Here is a 14,990-nt window from a genome sequence, read left to right on the forward strand (position 1 = left end):
GCAGGAGCGACGGCCTCACCGTGAGGCCGGACGACAGGAGAACTGACCATGTACGACCAGCTGATGAAGGCGATCCCCACCGACCAGCTCGCGAAGGCCGTCGGCGAGGACGAGGCGACGACGCGGCAGGCGGTCGAGACCGCACTTCCCGCGCTGCTCGCCGGCCTGACCGCCAACGCCCAGACGCCCGAGGGCACCAGCTCCCTGCTCGGCGCACTGAGCAAGCACGACGACGGACTCGCGGACGACGTGTCCCTGGACCGGGTCGACACGACCGACGGAGAGAAGATCGTCGGTCACGTCTTCGGCGGCAACACCGACGCGGTCGTCAACCAGCTCGGCGGCCTGAGCGGCGCGCAGACGAGCAGCCTGGTCCGCAAGCTGCTCCCGATCCTGGCCCCGATCGTGATGTCCTACCTGGCCAAGCAGATGGGTGGCGCGGGTCGTAGCGATGCCGGCACCGGCGCTGGTGGCACCGGCGCTGGTGGCACCGGCGCTGGTGGCACCGGCGCTGGTGGCACCGGCGGTCAGCTGTTCCCCGACGCCCAGTCCGCGCCCCAGGGGCAGGCCTCCCCCCAGGGCGGCGCCGACATGGGCTCGATCCTGCAGGACGTGCTCGGTTCGGCTCTCGGCGGCGCCACGGGCCAGCGGTCGACCGGGGGTGGCGGCAGCATCCTCACCGACGTGCTGGGCGGCATCCTCGGCGGACGCCGCTGACGATCCCCCGGGACCGCGCAGACCCCGCGGCACCCGCTGACCGGCCCCCTGGCACCTCAGCGGGTGTCGCTATGCTGGCCCCCGTCCCGCGTGCCGACCCTGCTGGCCCGGGCGAACCCGTGTGCACCGCCTGTGACGAGGAGACCTGCCGATGACGACGACCCTGGTCCTGGGGGGCCCGCGCAGCGGAAAGTCTCGACACGCCCAGTCGCTGCTCGAGGCGCACCCCCAGGTGACCTTCGTCGCCACCTGCGTGACGCCTGACCCGGCTGCCGACCCCGACCTGACGTCCCGCATCGCCCGGCACCAGGAGCGCCGCCCGCAGGGTTGGCGCACCGTGGAGACACTCGACCTGACGCGCGCCCTCCTGTCCTCGCGGCAGCCGGTCGTCGTCGACGACCTCGCGTCGTGGGTGCTCGGCCAGTTCGACCAGAACGACCTCTGGGCCGACCAGCACCGGGCACGACAGGTCATCGACGACCTCGTCGACGAGTTCACCCTCGCGCTCCGCGCGGTCCCGGTCGACGTCGTCACCGTCTCGCACGACCCGGCCTGGGTCCGGCAGCTGGACGACCCCCGCGAGCGCCTCTACGCCGACCTGCTCGCGCACGTCAACCAGCGCGTCTCGGCTGTCTCCCAGCACGTGCACGCCATCGTCGGCGGTCGCGTCCTCGACCTCAGCGCCGCCCCCGTGGTCGGCACCTGGGCGGCTCAGCGCTGACCTGGCAGGGGGCCCGCCGCCCGTGCACCCGCGCGCCGACGGCCGTCGGACAGACCGCAGTCCCGGACCCTTCGGTCCGGGACTGCGGTCTCTCCCCTGCCGCGACGATCGTCGGCCAGGTCACTCCGCGGCGTGGGCAGCGTGGCCGAACCACGTGCCGACGCCACCTTCCGGGCCGCCACCACATCCCTGGGCGGTGACGTGGTTGCTGGTGACCACCTCGCCGCCCGCGTGAGCGGAGACTCCCGCCACGGCGAGGACGCCGAACAGGAGTCCCGCCGACGCAGCTGCGAGCATCCGGGTGTGCATCTGTGTGTCCATCTCATCAACTCTCTGTGGAAAGGCCCCTTCCCGGACCCACCGTCCGGGTGATGAGGTTGTCCCGCACCTCCACGGTCCATCCGTGCGTCCCGCGGCGGAATCCGACGTTCCGCGCAGTACGACGTTCCGCGTACAGCGGCGCTCCCGATCCCGGACCTATCCTGAGGAACGACGTCCCAGGAGGACCCGACGGACGAGTTGAGTACCCCGGCCAGGACCTTGCCGTGCTCGGCTGCGACAACCTGTCCTTCCAGGAGCTCCTCGTGATGCCGTCGCGGCAGACGCACCTCAGCCAGACGCACGTCCAAGCAGTCGCCCACGGGGAGCGGGAGATCTGGGTCGACCCGACGGAGCTCGCGGGCGGGTCGGCGCCCGGGGCGGACGTGCTGGCCGAGCATTGGTGGCGGCTGCCGTGCAGCCAGGTGGACCGGACCGGCGAGCCGGGGGGTCTCGGATCAGCCAGCACTTCGGGCAGGTGGAGTGGGCCCGGCACCCCGCCAACACCGAGTGCCTGCACAACGTCGACGAGATCGCCCTGGGCTACCCCTGCGGCAACGGGCGCTCCTGGCGCGTTCTCGTCGTCCGCGAGTCCGGTCCGGTCTTCGGACCGCGGGAGTCGACCCTGGTCGAGCTCTTGCTCCCTCACCTCCGGGAGCCTCTGGCCGCGACGGTCGTCGGCCGGGCGCGGTCCCCCCTCGCGTCACTGACGGAGCGCCAGACGGAGATCCTGAGGCTGGTCGCCCTCGGGATGCCCAACAAGCACGTCGGTCGTCGGCTCGGGATCTCCGAGAACACGGTGCGAAAGCACCTCGAGAACGCCTACGCCCTGCTCGGCGTGCAGAGCCGTACGGCCGCCATGCTGACGCTGGTCACCAGCAAGCAGACGGTCTGACATCTCCGTCAGGCGCTGGCGCCACCCTGCACGAACGGCGGCTTCTTGACGGCCGCGGCGATCTGCCGGCCGCGCACGTCGATGACCACCTCGTCGCCCTCGGCGACGGACCGGTCCAGCAGCGCGAGGGCGACGCCCTGCTTGAGCGTCGGCGAGAAGGTGCCCGAGGTGATCTCGCCGACGGGCGCACCCTGGGCGTCGAGCACGGCATACCCGGCCCGGGGGATGCCGCGGCCGGTGACGAGCAGGCCACCGGCCAGGCGGCACCCCTTGGCCTCCCGCTGCGCGGTGAGGGCCTCCTTGCCCCAGAACGCGTCCTTCTTCCAGCCGACCGCCCAGCCGGAGCGGGCCATCACCGGGGTGATGTCGAGGGACAGCTCGTGCCCGTGCAGGGCATACCCCATCTCGGTCCGCAGCGTGTCGCGCGCGCCCAGCCCGCACGGCAGCCCCTCGAACGGCTCCATCGCCGCCACGATCGCGTCCCACACCGCCGACGCGTCCTCGACCCGGCAGACGACCTCATACCCGCGCTCCCCCGTGTAGCCGGTGCGGCACACCGTGACGTCGCGGTCCTGCCAGCGCGCGTCGACGAAGCTCATGTAGTCGTGCCCGGCCGGCAGGCCCACCGCCTCCAGCACGTCGTCGGACCGGGGTCCCTGGACGGCGAGGATCGCGTAGTCCTCGTGCACGTTCTCCACCACGACACCCTCGGGCGCGGCCTCCCCCAGCATCCGCACGACCTCGGCGGTGTTCGCCGCGTTGGGGATGAGGAAGAGGTCGTCGTCACCGCGCAGGTAGACGATGAGGTCGTCGACCACGCCGCCCTCCTCGTCGCAGCACATCGTGTACTGCGCCCTGCCGGGCTCGATCCGGTCGATGTCGTTGGTCAGGCACCGGTTGACGAAGTCCTTCGCGCCCGGTCCCGTGACGCGGGCGTTGCCCAGGTGCGACACGTCGAAGACCCCGACCCGCTCACGCACCGCGGTGTGCTCGGCGACGACCCCGCCGCCGGGGTACTCGATCGGCATCGACCACCCGCTGAAGTCGGCCATCTTGGCCCTGAGCGCGGTGTGCTTCTCGTCGAGCGGCGACGTCTTCGTCGTGATGTCGGTCATGCCGTCAGCGTAGGGGACACCGTTGGCCTAGTCTCGTGGGGACTCTGTAGACCTCGAGAAGGACCGCACGCTCATGGGCGACCCCCGCAGCACCACCATCACCCTCACCGACCAGGCCCCCGGATCCATCGAGGCCGACGCCCTGGTCGTCGCCGCGACGAAGAACGACGGCGCGGTCCGCCTCGTCGCCGACCACGGGCTCGACGCCGAGACCGCGGGCCACGTCGAGGAGGCGCTGGCCGCCCTCGGGGCCGAGGCCGGGGCCGAGGAGGCCACCCGCCTGGTGGGCGTGCCCGGCGTGTCCGCAGGCCTCGTCGTCGTCGTGGGTATGCCGTCCGGCCGGGCGAGCCGCGCCGAGCGGCTCCGGCGTGCGGCGGGTGTGGGCTCCAGGGCGCTGGCCGGTCGTGGGCGTGCGGTGCTCGCGCTGGGCCAGTCCGGTCCCGAGGAGGCGGCCGCCGTGGCGCAGGGCGCGGCGCTGGGCGCGTACACGTTCGTGGAGTACCACGGCGTCGGCAAGGCGGCGAGCACCAGGCCGGGGCTGGGCGAGGCCGTCGTCACCGGCGTCTCCGCCGACGAGGTCGAGGCTGCCACGGCCGACGCCGTCGCCGTGACCGAGGCGGTCCGCTGGGTCCGCGACCTGGTCAACACCCCGCCGAACCAGCTCTACCCCGAGTCCTTCGCCGAGACCGTCACCGGCCGGCTCTCCGACGCGGTCGAGACCGAGGTCTGGGACCCGGCCCGCCTCGAGCAGGAGGGCTGCGGCGGCATCCTCGGCGTCGGCCAGGGCTCCGGCCGAGGCCCGCGCCTGGTCACCCTGCGCTACGCGCCCGAGGGCGCGACGACCCACCTGGCGCTGGTCGGCAAGGGCATCACCTTCGACTCCGGCGGTCTGTGCCTCAAGCCGGGGGCCTCGATGGTGACGATGAAGATGGACATGGCGGGGGCCGCCGTCTGCGCCGCGGCCGTCGAGGCGATCGCCGCGCTCGGCCTCCCGGTCCGGGTCACGGCATACCTCTGCCTGGCGGAGAACATGACCGGGGACCTCGCCCAGCGCCCCGGGGACGTGGTCACCATGCGCGGCGGCCGCACCGTGGAGATCATCAACACCGACGCCGAGGGTCGCCTGGTGATGGCCGACGGCCTCGTGCTGGCCTCCGAGCAGGAGCCCGACGCGATCGTCGACGTCGCGACCCTGACCGGGGCGTGCATCATCGCCCTCGGCGAGCGCACGCTGGGCGTCATGGGCAACGACGAGGAGCTGATCGCCAAGGTCACCCGGCTGGCCAACGAGGCTGGTGACACCGCCTGGCCGCTGCCGATGCCCGAGGAGATCCGACCCACGCTGGACACCCCGGTCGCGGACCTCAAGCACACGGGTGAGCGCTCGGCCGGCGCCAGCGTCGCCGCGACGTTCCTGCAGGAGTTCGTCGGGCGCCGCGGCGAGGGCGACGACGCCCCGGTCATCCCGTGGGCGCACCTGGACATCGCCGGGCCGGCGTTCAACGAGAAGACCCCCTGGGGCTACCAGCCCAAGGGGGCGACCGGCGCCGGGGTGCGCGCGGTCGTGGCGCTGGCGCGCGACCTGGCCGGCTGAGCGGACGGGCGACGCCTGCGCGCGCCCGCCCACCCACGAGGGGCACCGTCCACATCCCGTGGTCGGTGCCCCTCGCGTCCGCCTGGACGGGCTCGTCAGCCGCCGCTCTTGCGCCGGAACATCTGCTGGGTCGCCGAGGACTTCGCCTCGGACGAGCCCGCGACCTTCCCGTGCTCGGAGTGGTCCGACACGTCAGTGCCTGCGTGGGCCTGCTTCTTGGCCAGAGCCTCACGGAACTTGGCCTTGACGTCGTCCGTGGCCGGATTGTCGTTCATAGGCCACCTCCTTTGCTTCGGGGTCAGATGCCACCACTCTCGCACGTCCCACCGGCACCCGCACCAAGATTTCGCCCCGCGGGCGGCGGACCCTCCCGCCCCCGCTCGGCGCCCGGTCCTCGTGAGGTGGCAGGATTGCCGCCATGCCGACCGAGACGTACGACATCGTGATCCTGGGTGCCGGCAGCGGGGGCTACGCGTGCGCGCTGCGCGCCGCCCAGCTGGGCCAGCGCGTAGCGCTCGTGGAGAAGGACAAGCTCGGGGGCACCTGCCTGCACCGGGGCTGCATACCCACCAAGGCGCTGCTGCACTCCGCCGAGGTCGCGGACACCGCGCGGGACGGGGCCAGGTATGGCGTGCACACCTCCCTGGACTCCATCGACATGGCGGGCGTCCACTCCTACAAGGACGGGGTGGTCGGGCGGCTCTACAAGGGGCTGCAGGGGCTGGTCAAGGCCGCTGACGCCATCACCTACGTCGAGGGTGAGGGGCGGCTGACCTCGCCGAGCACCGTCCAGGTCGGGGACCGCGAGCTCACCGGCACGCACGTCGTCCTGGCCACCGGGTCCTACGCCCGGACCCTCCCCGGCATCGAGATCGGCGGCCGGATCATGACCAGCGACGAGGCGCTGTCCCTCGACCACGTGCCGGGGCGCGTGGTCGTGCTGGGCGGCGGCGTCATCGGCGTCGAGTTCGCCTCCGTGCTGCGCAGCTTCGGCGCCGAGGTGACGATCGTCGAGGCGCTCGAGCGGCTGGTGGCGGGCGAGGACGTCGCGGTGTCCAAGGTGCTCGAGCGGGCCTACCGCAAGCGCGGCATCACCAGCCGCACCGGCGTGAAGGTGGCCTCCGCCACCCAGGACGGCGAGGTCGTGCGGGTCGAGCTCGAGGGCGGCGACGTGCTGGAGGCGGACCTGCTGCTGGTCGCGGTGGGGCGCGGTCCGCGGACGGAGGGCATGGGTTTCGAGGAGGCCGGAGTCAGCGTGGACCGGGGCTTCGTGCCCACGGACGAGCGGTTGCGCACCAACGTCGGCGGCGTGCGGGCCGTGGGCGACATCGTGCCCGGGCCGCAGCTCGCGCACCGCGGCTTCGCCCACGGGATCTTCGTGGCCGAGGACATCGCCGGGCTGGAGCCCGTGCCGGTGGACGACATCCTCGTGCCGCGGGTCACCTACTCCGACCCCGAGATCGGCTCGGTCGGGCTGACCGAGGCACAGGCGAGGGAACGGCACGGCGACGGGGTCAGCACCTACGAGTACAACCTCGGCGGCAACGGCAAGTCCCAGATCCTCGGCACCGCCGGCTTCGTCAAGCTCGTGCGGTCCGGGCCGGAGGGACCGGTCGTCGGCATCCACCTGGTCGGCGCCCGCATGGGCGAGCAGATCGGCGAGGCGCAGCTCATCGTCGGGTGGGAGGCGCTGCCCGAGGACGTCGCGGCGTTCGTGCACGCCCACCCGACGCAGAACGAGGCGCTCGGCGAGGCCCACCTCGCGCTGGCCGGGAAGCCGCTGCACGCGCACGGCTGAGACCCGACCGGGACTCGCCCTGGCTCGACCTACCCGAACACACCAAGACCCGTAGACTTCCAATCCCCGGACGAGGAGAGACAAGAGACATGTCGGAACGCGTATCGATGCCGGCCCTCGGTGAGTCCGTCACCGAAGGGACCGTGACCCGTTGGCTGAAGAATGTCGGCGACACCGTGGAGGTCGACGAGCCTCTGCTCGAGGTCTCGACCGACAAGGTCGACACCGAGATCCCGTCGCCGGTGTCCGGGGTGCTGCTGGAGATCCTCGCCCAGGAGGACGACACCGTCGAGGTCGGCGGTGACCTGGCCGTCGTCGGGGACGCGTCCGAGTCCTCCGGTGACTCCTCCGGGGGCGACGCTGCCGCCAGCGAGGAGCCCGCCGAGGAGCCCGAGCAGGAGGAGCCCGCGCAAGAGGAGCCCGAGCCCGCCGAGGAGCCCGCGCAGGAGACGGCCGAGGAGCCGGCCGAGGAGCCCGCGGCGCAGCCCGCCTCCTCGGGTGGCGAGGTCAGCGGTGGTGAGACCGTGACGATGCCCGCGCTGGGCGAGTCGGTCACCGAGGGCACGGTCACCCGCTGGCTGAAGTCCGAGGGCGACGACGTCGAGGTCGACGAGCCACTGCTCGAGGTCTCCACCGACAAGGTCGACACCGAGATCCCGTCGCCGGTCGCCGGCAAGCTGACCAAGATCCTGGCCGCCGAGGACGACGTCGTCCCGGTCGGCGGCGATCTTGCGCTCATCGGTGGCGAGGCCGGCGGTCAGGCTGAGAGCTCTCCTGCCGAGAGCGCCCCGGTCGAGAGCGCCCCGGCCGAGGCCGAGGCCGAGCAGGAAGACGCCGCGGCCGACGCCGACAGCGACCTCGGCGAGGAGCAGGAGGTCCAGGAGCAGGCGGCGCAGGAGTCCGTGACCGAGGCCGACACCGGCGAGGCCAGCAAGGACGAGACCCAGGAGCCCGAGGAGGCCGTGGGCCTGGGCACCATGTCCGACGAGAACGGCACCACCAGCCACAAGGACGTCCCCGAGGGCTCCTCCCCCGGCACCGACGCGGGCTCTGCCCCGGCGGCGCCGGCCGGTGGCCAGGACGTCAGCGCCTACGTCACCCCGCTGGTCCGCAAGCTCGCGGCGCAGCACGGCATCGACCTGTCCACGCTGACCGGCACCGGTGTCGGTGGCCGCATCCGCAAGCAGGACGTGCTCGACGCCGCCAAGGCCGAGGAGTCCAGGGCCGCTGAGGCGAAGGCAGCGGAGGCGAAGGCAGCTGAGACGAAGGCAGCCGAGACGAAGGCAGCCGAGACGAAGGCAGCCGAGGCCAAGCCGGCCGAGGCTCCTGCCGCTGCGCAGGCCCCGCCCGCTCAGGCCCCCTCCGCCCAGCCGGCCAGCTCGGACGCGCAGTCCAAGCGGGGGACCACCGAGAAGATGACGCGCCTGCGCAAGGTCATCGCCAGCCGCATGGTGGAGTCGCTGCAGGTCAGCGCTCAGCTCACCACCGTCATCGAGGTCGACGTCACGAAGGTGGCCCGCCTGCGCAAGAAGGTCAAGGACGAGTTCGCACGCCGCGAGGGCACCAAGCTCTCGTTCATGCCGTTCTTCGCCCTGGCTGCGGTGGAGGCGCTCAAGGAGCACCCGATCGTCAACTCCAGCGTGGAGGACGACTCGATCGTCTACCACGCCTCCGAGCACCTCGGCGTCGCGGTCGACACCCCGCGCGGCCTGCTCGTGCCGGTGATCAAGGACGCCGGTGACCTCAACATCCCCGGGCTGGCCCGCAAGATCGCCGACCTGGCTGCGCGTACCCGCGACAACAAGGTCACGCCCGACGAGCTGGCCGGCGGCACGTTCACGCTGACCAACACCGGTTCGCGCGGTGCGCTCTTCGACACGCCGATCATCAACCAGCCCAACGTGGCGGTCCTCGGCACGGGCGCGGTCGTCAAGCGTCCTGTCGTCGTGGTCGACGAGGACGGCGGCGAGACCATCGCGATCCGCGACATGGTCTACCTGGCGCTGTCCTACGACCACCGCGTGGTTGACGGTGCCGACGCGGCTCGCTTCCTGAGCACGATGAAGGCGCGCATCGAGGACGGTCAGTTCGAGGTCTGAGACCATGACGGAGCCGGTCCCCTCGTCCACCGGCCGCACGGTCGCCATCAACGGCGCCAGCGGCCTGATCGGCTCTGCCCTGTCAGCAGCACTCCGCGGGCGCGGCGACCAAGTGGTCCACCTGGTCCGCCGCGCCCCGCGCGCGTCCGGCGGTCTAGAGCCGGGCGTGCGCGAGGTGCAGTGGTCGCCCGGCGGCGAGCTCGACCCGGCCGCCCTCGACGGGGTGAGCGCGGTCGTCAACCTGGCCGGGGCCGGCATCGGCGACCAGCGCTGGAGCGACGCGCGCAAGCGGCTGCTCGTCTCCTCACGGCTGGAGAGCACCGGAACCATCGCCAGGGCGGTGGCTGCGTGCGCCCCCGACACGCGTCCGCGGCTCCTCTCGTCGTCTGCCGTCGGCTACTACGGCGACCGCGGTGACGACGTCCTCACCGAGGAGAGCGACCCGGGTGACGGTTTTCTGGCCAACCTCTGCCGCGACTGGGAGGCCGCGACGTGGCCCGCCGAGCGGGCGGGCGCCTCAGTGGTGCACTTCCGCACCGGCATCGTCATCTCACCGCGCGGGGGCGCCCTGGGTCGGCTGATGCTGCTGGCCAGGTTCGGGCTCGCCGGTCCCCTCGGGCGCGGCAAGCAGTACTGGTCCTGGATCACGCTGCACGACCACGCCCGCGCTCTGACGTTCCTCGTCGACCACCCCTCTCTCACCGGTGCGGTCAACCTCACCGGTCCCCACCCCGACACCCAGGCCGACGTCGTGCGGGCCCTCGGTGACGAGCTCCACCGCCCGACACTGCTGCCTGCGCCCGGCTTCGCGCTCCGGCTGGGGCTCGGCGAGCTCGCCCAGGACATGGTGCTGGCCAGCCAGCGGGTGCTGCCGCAGGTGCTCTCGGAGGCCGGCTTCTCCTGGGACCACGAGGACCTGTCGACCGCGATGACCTGGCTCGGGCACGCGCAGCGCGAGGCGGCACCCGCCGGTCGAGACTGAGCCGCCGGCGTCACGAGCCCCCCGGCTCCGCCCAGGACCACAGCAGCCACCCGTCGTCGCCGGCGGCGAGCACCAGCCGCACGCGTTCCGTCCCGACCGGGTGGCCCGCCCGGAGCTCCCCCTCCTCGTCCACCCCGGACAACGCCGCCCGGGTCAGCGTGGCGTCGACGGTGAGCCGGTCCTCCGTCCGACCGACCACCGTGGCGTCCTCGACCCTGAAGGTCACGTCGGGGTAGCGCACGCCCGAAGAACGCAGCTCCGCCAGCCACCCGCGCTCAGCGTGCAGTGCCGGTGAGCCCTCGGCCATCACACCCATCAGCTCCGCCTCGTCCGCGCTCTCCCACGCCTCGCCGCGACCGTCGACCAGCCTCTGCAGCGCGGCCCGCACCCGGTCGTCGTCGGGCCCCGGCTCGGTGCTCGCAGCCGCCTCGTCCGCCACCGCCTCCTCCTCGGACCGTGCCGTCCCCGCCGACGAACCGGACCCGGAAGTGACCTGCCCCGGCTCATCCGACCGCGTGGGCAGGGCGTTCGCCTGTGCCTCCGCGGACGCCGTCGGCGTCGCCATGCCCGTCGCGACAGGCTGACCCCGCTCCGCAGCCGGAGCGGCCTCCCGGTCGAACGGCTGGAGCCCGGGCCACACCAGCACGGCGACCAGGACCGCGACGACCACCGCCGACACCACGAGGGCCGTGGACAGCACCGAGTCGAGACCGCCCTCGCCCTGGGAGGCTGCGCGCACACGCGCCACCCGACCCGGCCGATGGGATCCCGGGGTCGACAGACGTCTCGTCGACCCGCGGCCGCCGCCGCCGCCGTCGCCGCCGTCGCCACCGCCGGCGGCGGGGGCGGCGGCGGTGGCCTCGACGTCCCGACCTGCCCTCCAGCGGGCACGTCCTCGCAGCCTCTCGGTGAGCCCGTCCACCGGGTCCGCGTCGGGGGCGACCTCGACCGGCTCGGGCGCGGCGGAGGCCATGAGACCCAGCGCCAGCTCCTCGGCGTCCGGACGATCCTCGGGCTCGGGCGCCAGCGCACGGCGCACCAGGTCCGTGAGTCCGTCCGGCAGGCCGGGAGCGAGCGCGTCCAGGTCACCGCGAGCGTAGGCCGGGCCGGGCGGCTCCCCCGCCAGGCACCACCACGCGATCGCTCCCACCTGGTAGACGTCCGACTCGCGGGTGGGCGAGAACCCCTCCACCACCTCCGGGGCCACCAGCCCCGACGACGCCCCGGTCCCCTGCGGGTCGCCCCCGGGCACCCCCGTGACCAGGCTGGCGCCAAGGTCGGCGAGCACCGGCATACCGTCGTGCCGGAAGAGGATGTTGCCGGCCGAGAGGTCACCGTGGACCAGTCCCCCGGCGTGCAGGGTCGTCAGCGCGTCAGCGACCGGCTGCAGCACCGTGACCACCTCGCCGGCCGACAGGATGCGGCGTCGACCCAGCACCTGCGCCAGCGAGCCGCCCAGCGCGAGCTGCACGGCGAGCGCCACCGTCGCGGGGCGACCCGTGAGCGGGTCGGGCAGGGCGAGCACGTCGTAGAGGTGCAGCACGTGCGGGTGCCGCACCTGCGCCAGCCTTCCTGCCTCGCGCAGTCCTGCGGAGACGTCCCCACCCGCAGGGTCGAGCACCTTGAGGGCGACCACGAGTCCGTCGGCCCGCCTCCGCGCCTGCCAGACCGTCGAGCTCGCGCCGACCCCGAGCGGCCCGAGCACCTCATACCCGGGCACCGCCGGCGCCGGCGCCTCCCGCCTCGCTCCCGACCCCACCGTGCGCTCCTCCCGTCGAGACTGCCGCAGCGATCGGCGGCAGCTCCACCGTGCCACCGGCCACGCGCCCCTCGCAGAAGTTGTCCACAGGCCGGTGCTGGTGGGGCCGGCCGTGGCCGTCGATGCACGGCCGAGCCACCACGTGGATCGGTCTGACGTCCGGCCCGGGGACGGGGCGGCGTTACAGTGGCGAGATGCGCTTCGAGCACCTCGGGCTGGCACCCGACTACGTGGACTACCAGCAGGCGTGGGAGCACCAGCGGGCCGTGCACGCACGGGTCGTGGCGCGCGAGCTGCCGGACACCGTGCTGCTGCTCGAGCACGCCGAGGTCTACACCGCAGGCAAGCGCACCGAGGCGCACGAACGCCCTCTCGACGGCACTCCGGTCATCGACGTCGACCGCGGCGGCAAGATCACCTGGCACGGGCCGGGACAGCTGGTGGGCTACCCGATCGTGCGGCTGTCCAACCCTGTGGACGTCGTCGCCCACGTGCGCCGGCTGGAGGACATGATGATCGGGGTGTGCGCCGACCTGGGGGTGGAGACCGGCCGCGTCGAGGGCCGTTCGGGCGTCTGGCTGCGCGCAGACGGCTCCCGCCCGGAGCGCAAGATCGGCCAGATCGGCATCCGCGTGAGCCAGGACGTCACCATGCACGGCTTCGCCCTCAACTGCGACTGCGACCTGCGCTGGGCCGACACCATCGTCCCGTGCGGCATCGCCGACGCCGGCGTCACCTCCCTCTCCCTGGAGCTGGGGCGCGACGTGACGGTCGCCGAGGTCCTGCCCCTCGCGACGAAGCACCTCGAGCGCGTGCTCGACCCCGTCGCCGTCACCGTCTGACCCGCCACCGCCCGACCCGCGACACGCTGCAACACCTGTCGCCTCGGCGACACCTACGCAGTGTTGACTGACCCCAGGGGATCGACCATGCCGGTCGGCGGATGAGGAGCACGATGAGCGCTGTCGCCGACGACGGGCTGGCCATCGCCACCCGTGGGCTGCGCAAGACCTTCCGCACGGTCCGGGGTCGGCGGGTGGCCGTGCAGAACCTCGACCTCGAGGTGCCGGCGGGAGGGGTGCACGGCTTCCTGGGACCCAACGGCTCGGGCAAGACCACGACCATCCGGATGCTGCTCGGTCTGACGCGCGCCGACGGCGGCACCATGCGCATCTTCGGCACCGAGGTACCCGAGAAGCTGCCGGCGGTCGTCGGACGCGTCGGAGCGATCGTGGAGGCGCCCAAGTTCTTCCCCACCTTCAGCGGCGAGCGCAACCTCGCCCTCCTCGCCGAGGGCATCGGGACGCCCCGCCGCCGCGTGGACGAGGTGCTCGACGAGGTCGGCCTCGGATCCCGCGGACGCGACCACTTCGGCGCCTACAGCCTGGGCATGAAGCAGCGCCTGGCGATCGCCGCGACCCTGCTCAAGTCTCCCGACCTGCTCATCTTCGACGAGCCCACCAACGGCCTGGACCCGGCCGGCATCTCCGACATCCGCCAGACCATGCGCCGCCTCGCCGACGAGGGCCGCACGGTCCTGGTGAGCAGCCACATCCTCTCCGAGGTCGAGCAAATCGCGGACACCGTGACGATCATCGGCCGCGGCCAGATGCTGGCCCAGGGCTCGGTCGCCGGGTTGATCGGCGGCGGAGGGGAGACGGTCGAGGTCGGCGTCCGCTACCCCGGCGTTGCCGTGCGCATCCTGCGCGACGCCGGGTTCGTCGCCCAGTGGCAGGCCAGGCCGCACGGGCACGACGCGGCCGAGGGGCTCGGGTATGACGCGTCCGAGGAGAGCGGTCTGCTCATCGTCACCGGGGCCGAGCCCGCGGAGATCTCGCGGCTGCTCGGCGAGCAGGGCCTCTGGGTGAACCGGCTCGTGCCCAGCCGTCGCGGGCTGGAGCAGATCTTCCTCGAGCTCACCCGCGACGAGGGGCTGCCCGTACCGGCGCAACCGCCCTCACCGACCGAGGAGCAGGCGCGATGAGGCTCCTGGTGGTCGAGCTGCGGCGGCTGGTCGCGCGCAAGGTGGTCTGGTTGACGCTGCTCGGCGCCGTCGCGGTGTCCCTCGTCAGCGTCGCGGGGATCTTCTCCCAGGCGCGTCAGATCGACGCCGCCCGCGCCGGGGGGGACAGCGACTACCAGCGCATGGTCGAGGAGAGCGAGTTCCAGCAGGAGGAGTGCCTGCGCATGCAGGACCAGGACCGGCGCCAGAGCGGCGACGCGTCCATCGACTACGGCTGCGCGGACTGGCAGGTCCCGACCATCGAGGAGTTCTACGGCCAGCTGCCCTCCCTGGCCGAGCAGCTGGGCTACGCGCTGCAGGGGATGGCCTACCCGGTGATGTTCCTCGCCCTGGCGATGGGCTCGACCGCCGTCGCCGCCGAGTTCGCGCACCGGACGATGGGCACCTGGCTGACCTTCGTGCCCCGTCGCACGCCCGTCTTCGTCAGCAAGCTGCTCGCCCCGGCGCTCGCGGCACTCCCGATGACCCTGGTCGGGCTGGCCGTCGTCTGGCTGGGGGTGACGCTGGTCTACCGCATCTTCGAGCTGGACACCGCCCTCGGCGCCGACGGTTGGTCCTCGACGCTGTGGATGGCGGTGCGGATCGCCGTCCTGGCCATGGTCGCCGGCGCGTTCGGGGCCGCGGCCGCCTTCCTCGTGCGCCACACGGGGGTCGTGCTCGGGCTGATGATCGGCTACCTCGTGCTCGTCGAGGGCATGATCGGCTCGATGTTCGGCTGGGTCCCGCGCTACGGCCTGGCCCGCAACATCGGGGCCTGGGTCCAGGACGGCACGAGCTGGTCCACCTACACCGACTGCCAGCGGATGGAGGGCTGCCGCGAGGTCACCCAGACGCTGAGCCTGACGCACGGCGCCGTCGTCATCGGCGTCGTCCTGGTGGTCGTCACGGTCGCTGCCTGGTTCCGCTTCCGCACCGCCGACGTCGACTGACCCGAGCCCAGACCCCGACCCCGCCCGCCTGGCCCGACCC

The 14,990-nt window shown here is 72.9% G+C and carries 14 protein-coding genes; 10 read left to right on the forward strand and 4 right to left on the reverse strand.

The window, feature by feature from the left end:
- The first annotated feature begins 48 nt into the window (after positions 1-48).
- Positions 49-717 (forward strand): DUF937 domain-containing protein, encoded by a 669-nt coding sequence (locus tag ACI3ET_RS01005; protein ID WP_405031044.1) that lies wholly within the window; start codon positions 49-51, stop codon positions 715-717.
- A gap of 151 nt (positions 718-868) precedes the next feature.
- The gene (locus ACI3ET_RS01010; protein ID WP_405031045.1) at positions 869-1,438 is read left to right on the forward strand and encodes a bifunctional adenosylcobinamide kinase/adenosylcobinamide-phosphate guanylyltransferase; all 570 of its coding nucleotides are present in this window, start codon (positions 869-871) and stop codon (positions 1,436-1,438) included.
- A 120-nt stretch (positions 1,439-1,558) separates the two neighbouring features.
- Here ACI3ET_RS01010 and ACI3ET_RS01015 read toward each other — a convergent pair whose 3' ends face one another.
- Positions 1,559-1,759 (reverse strand): hypothetical protein, encoded by a 201-nt coding sequence (locus ACI3ET_RS01015; protein ID WP_405031046.1) that lies wholly within the window; start codon positions 1,757-1,759, stop codon positions 1,559-1,561.
- A 400-nt stretch (positions 1,760-2,159) separates the two neighbouring features.
- Here ACI3ET_RS01015 and ACI3ET_RS01020 point away from each other — a divergent pair, with 400 nt between their 5' ends.
- Entirely contained in the window at positions 2,160-2,651 is a 492-nt protein-coding gene (locus ACI3ET_RS01020) for a helix-turn-helix transcriptional regulator (RefSeq protein WP_405031047.1), read from the forward strand.
- Between the two features lie 8 nt (positions 2,652-2,659).
- Here ACI3ET_RS01020 and gcvT read toward each other — a convergent pair whose 3' ends face one another.
- The gene (gene gcvT / locus ACI3ET_RS01025; protein ID WP_405031048.1) at positions 2,660-3,766 is read right to left on the reverse strand and encodes a glycine cleavage system aminomethyltransferase GcvT; all 1,107 of its coding nucleotides are present in this window, start codon (positions 3,764-3,766) and stop codon (positions 2,660-2,662) included.
- A gap of 73 nt (positions 3,767-3,839) precedes the next feature.
- Between gcvT and ACI3ET_RS01030 the strand changes: the two genes are divergently transcribed.
- Positions 3,840-5,360, forward strand: coding sequence for a leucyl aminopeptidase (locus ACI3ET_RS01030; protein WP_405031049.1), 1,521 nt, complete (start codon positions 3,840-3,842; stop codon positions 5,358-5,360).
- A gap of 95 nt (positions 5,361-5,455) precedes the next feature.
- Here ACI3ET_RS01030 and ACI3ET_RS01035 read toward each other — a convergent pair whose 3' ends face one another.
- Positions 5,456-5,635, reverse strand: a complete 180-nt coding sequence (locus ACI3ET_RS01035) for a DUF5302 domain-containing protein (RefSeq protein WP_405031050.1) — start codon at positions 5,633-5,635, stop codon at positions 5,456-5,458.
- 143 nt (positions 5,636-5,778) lie between these two features.
- Here ACI3ET_RS01035 and lpdA point away from each other — a divergent pair, with 143 nt between their 5' ends.
- The 3 genes from lpdA (at position 5,779) to ACI3ET_RS01050 (ending at position 10,239) form a co-directional block, all read left to right on the forward strand.
- Entirely contained in the window at positions 5,779-7,158 is a 1,380-nt protein-coding gene (gene lpdA / locus ACI3ET_RS01040) for a dihydrolipoyl dehydrogenase (RefSeq protein WP_405031051.1), read from the forward strand.
- An 89-nt stretch (positions 7,159-7,247) separates the two neighbouring features.
- On the forward strand, positions 7,248-9,257 hold the full coding sequence (locus tag ACI3ET_RS01045) for a 2-oxo acid dehydrogenase subunit E2 (protein ID WP_405031052.1): 2,010 nt from the start codon (positions 7,248-7,250) through the stop codon (positions 9,255-9,257).
- Positions 9,258-9,261: 4 nt separating this feature from the next.
- A complete protein-coding gene (locus ACI3ET_RS01050) occupies positions 9,262-10,239 on the forward strand; it encodes a TIGR01777 family oxidoreductase (protein ID WP_405031053.1) in 978 nt (325 codons plus the stop codon).
- A 10-nt stretch (positions 10,240-10,249) separates the two neighbouring features.
- On the opposite strand, the gene ACI3ET_RS01055 is transcribed toward ACI3ET_RS01050, so the two are convergent.
- Entirely contained in the window at positions 10,250-11,998 is a 1,749-nt protein-coding gene (locus tag ACI3ET_RS01055; protein ID WP_405031054.1) for a serine/threonine-protein kinase, read from the reverse strand.
- 194 nt (positions 11,999-12,192) lie between these two features.
- Here ACI3ET_RS01055 and lipB point away from each other — a divergent pair, with 194 nt between their 5' ends.
- The 3 genes from lipB to ACI3ET_RS01070 all read left to right on the forward strand — a co-directional run bounded on the left by lipB (position 12,193) and on the right by ACI3ET_RS01070 (position 14,950).
- Positions 12,193-12,840 (forward strand): lipoyl(octanoyl) transferase LipB, encoded by a 648-nt coding sequence (lipB, locus tag ACI3ET_RS01060; RefSeq protein WP_405031055.1) that lies wholly within the window; start codon positions 12,193-12,195, stop codon positions 12,838-12,840.
- Positions 12,841-12,953: 113 nt separating this feature from the next.
- The gene (locus tag ACI3ET_RS01065) at positions 12,954-13,982 is read left to right on the forward strand and encodes an ABC transporter ATP-binding protein (protein WP_405031057.1); all 1,029 of its coding nucleotides are present in this window, start codon (positions 12,954-12,956) and stop codon (positions 13,980-13,982) included.
- Positions 13,979-14,950, forward strand: a complete 972-nt coding sequence (locus ACI3ET_RS01070; RefSeq protein WP_405031059.1) for an ABC transporter permease subunit — start codon at positions 13,979-13,981, stop codon at positions 14,948-14,950. Before ACI3ET_RS01065 ends, ACI3ET_RS01070 begins: the two co-directional genes overlap by 4 nt.
- Positions 14,951-14,990 lie beyond the last annotated feature (40 nt).

Origin of the sequence: Ornithinimicrobium jinqii (assembly GCF_045032595.1) — a bacterium.
Classification (GTDB): domain Bacteria; phylum Actinomycetota; class Actinomycetes; order Actinomycetales; family Dermatophilaceae; genus Ornithinicoccus.

What these genes read in the sequence shown, in the direction of transcription:
- ACI3ET_RS01005 (WP_405031044.1), top strand. Translation starts at nt 49, where the DNA reads ATGTACGACCAGCTGATGAAGGCGATCCCCACCGACCAGCTCGCGAAG.
- ACI3ET_RS01010 (WP_405031045.1), top strand. Translation starts at nt 869, where the DNA reads ATGACGACGACCCTGGTCCTGGGGGGCCCGCGCAGCGGAAAGTCTCGA.
- ACI3ET_RS01015 (WP_405031046.1), bottom strand. Translation starts at nt 1,759, where the DNA reads ATGGACACACAGATGCACACCCGGATGCTCGCAGCTGCGTCGGCGGGA.
- gcvT (WP_405031048.1), bottom strand. Translation starts at nt 3,766, where the DNA reads ATGACCGACATCACGACGAAGACGTCGCCGCTCGACGAGAAGCACACC.
- ACI3ET_RS01030 (WP_405031049.1), top strand. Translation starts at nt 3,840, where the DNA reads ATGGGCGACCCCCGCAGCACCACCATCACCCTCACCGACCAGGCCCCC.
- ACI3ET_RS01035 (WP_405031050.1), bottom strand. Translation starts at nt 5,635, where the DNA reads ATGAACGACAATCCGGCCACGGACGACGTCAAGGCCAAGTTCCGTGAG.
- lpdA (WP_405031051.1), top strand. Translation starts at nt 5,779, where the DNA reads ATGCCGACCGAGACGTACGACATCGTGATCCTGGGTGCCGGCAGCGGG.
- ACI3ET_RS01045 (WP_405031052.1), top strand. Translation starts at nt 7,248, where the DNA reads ATGTCGGAACGCGTATCGATGCCGGCCCTCGGTGAGTCCGTCACCGAA.
- ACI3ET_RS01050 (WP_405031053.1), top strand. Translation starts at nt 9,262, where the DNA reads ATGACGGAGCCGGTCCCCTCGTCCACCGGCCGCACGGTCGCCATCAAC.
- lipB (WP_405031055.1), top strand. Translation starts at nt 12,193, where the DNA reads ATGCGCTTCGAGCACCTCGGGCTGGCACCCGACTACGTGGACTACCAG.
- ACI3ET_RS01065 (WP_405031057.1), top strand. Translation starts at nt 12,954, where the DNA reads ATGAGCGCTGTCGCCGACGACGGGCTGGCCATCGCCACCCGTGGGCTG.
- ACI3ET_RS01070 (WP_405031059.1), top strand. Translation starts at nt 13,979, where the DNA reads ATGAGGCTCCTGGTGGTCGAGCTGCGGCGGCTGGTCGCGCGCAAGGTG.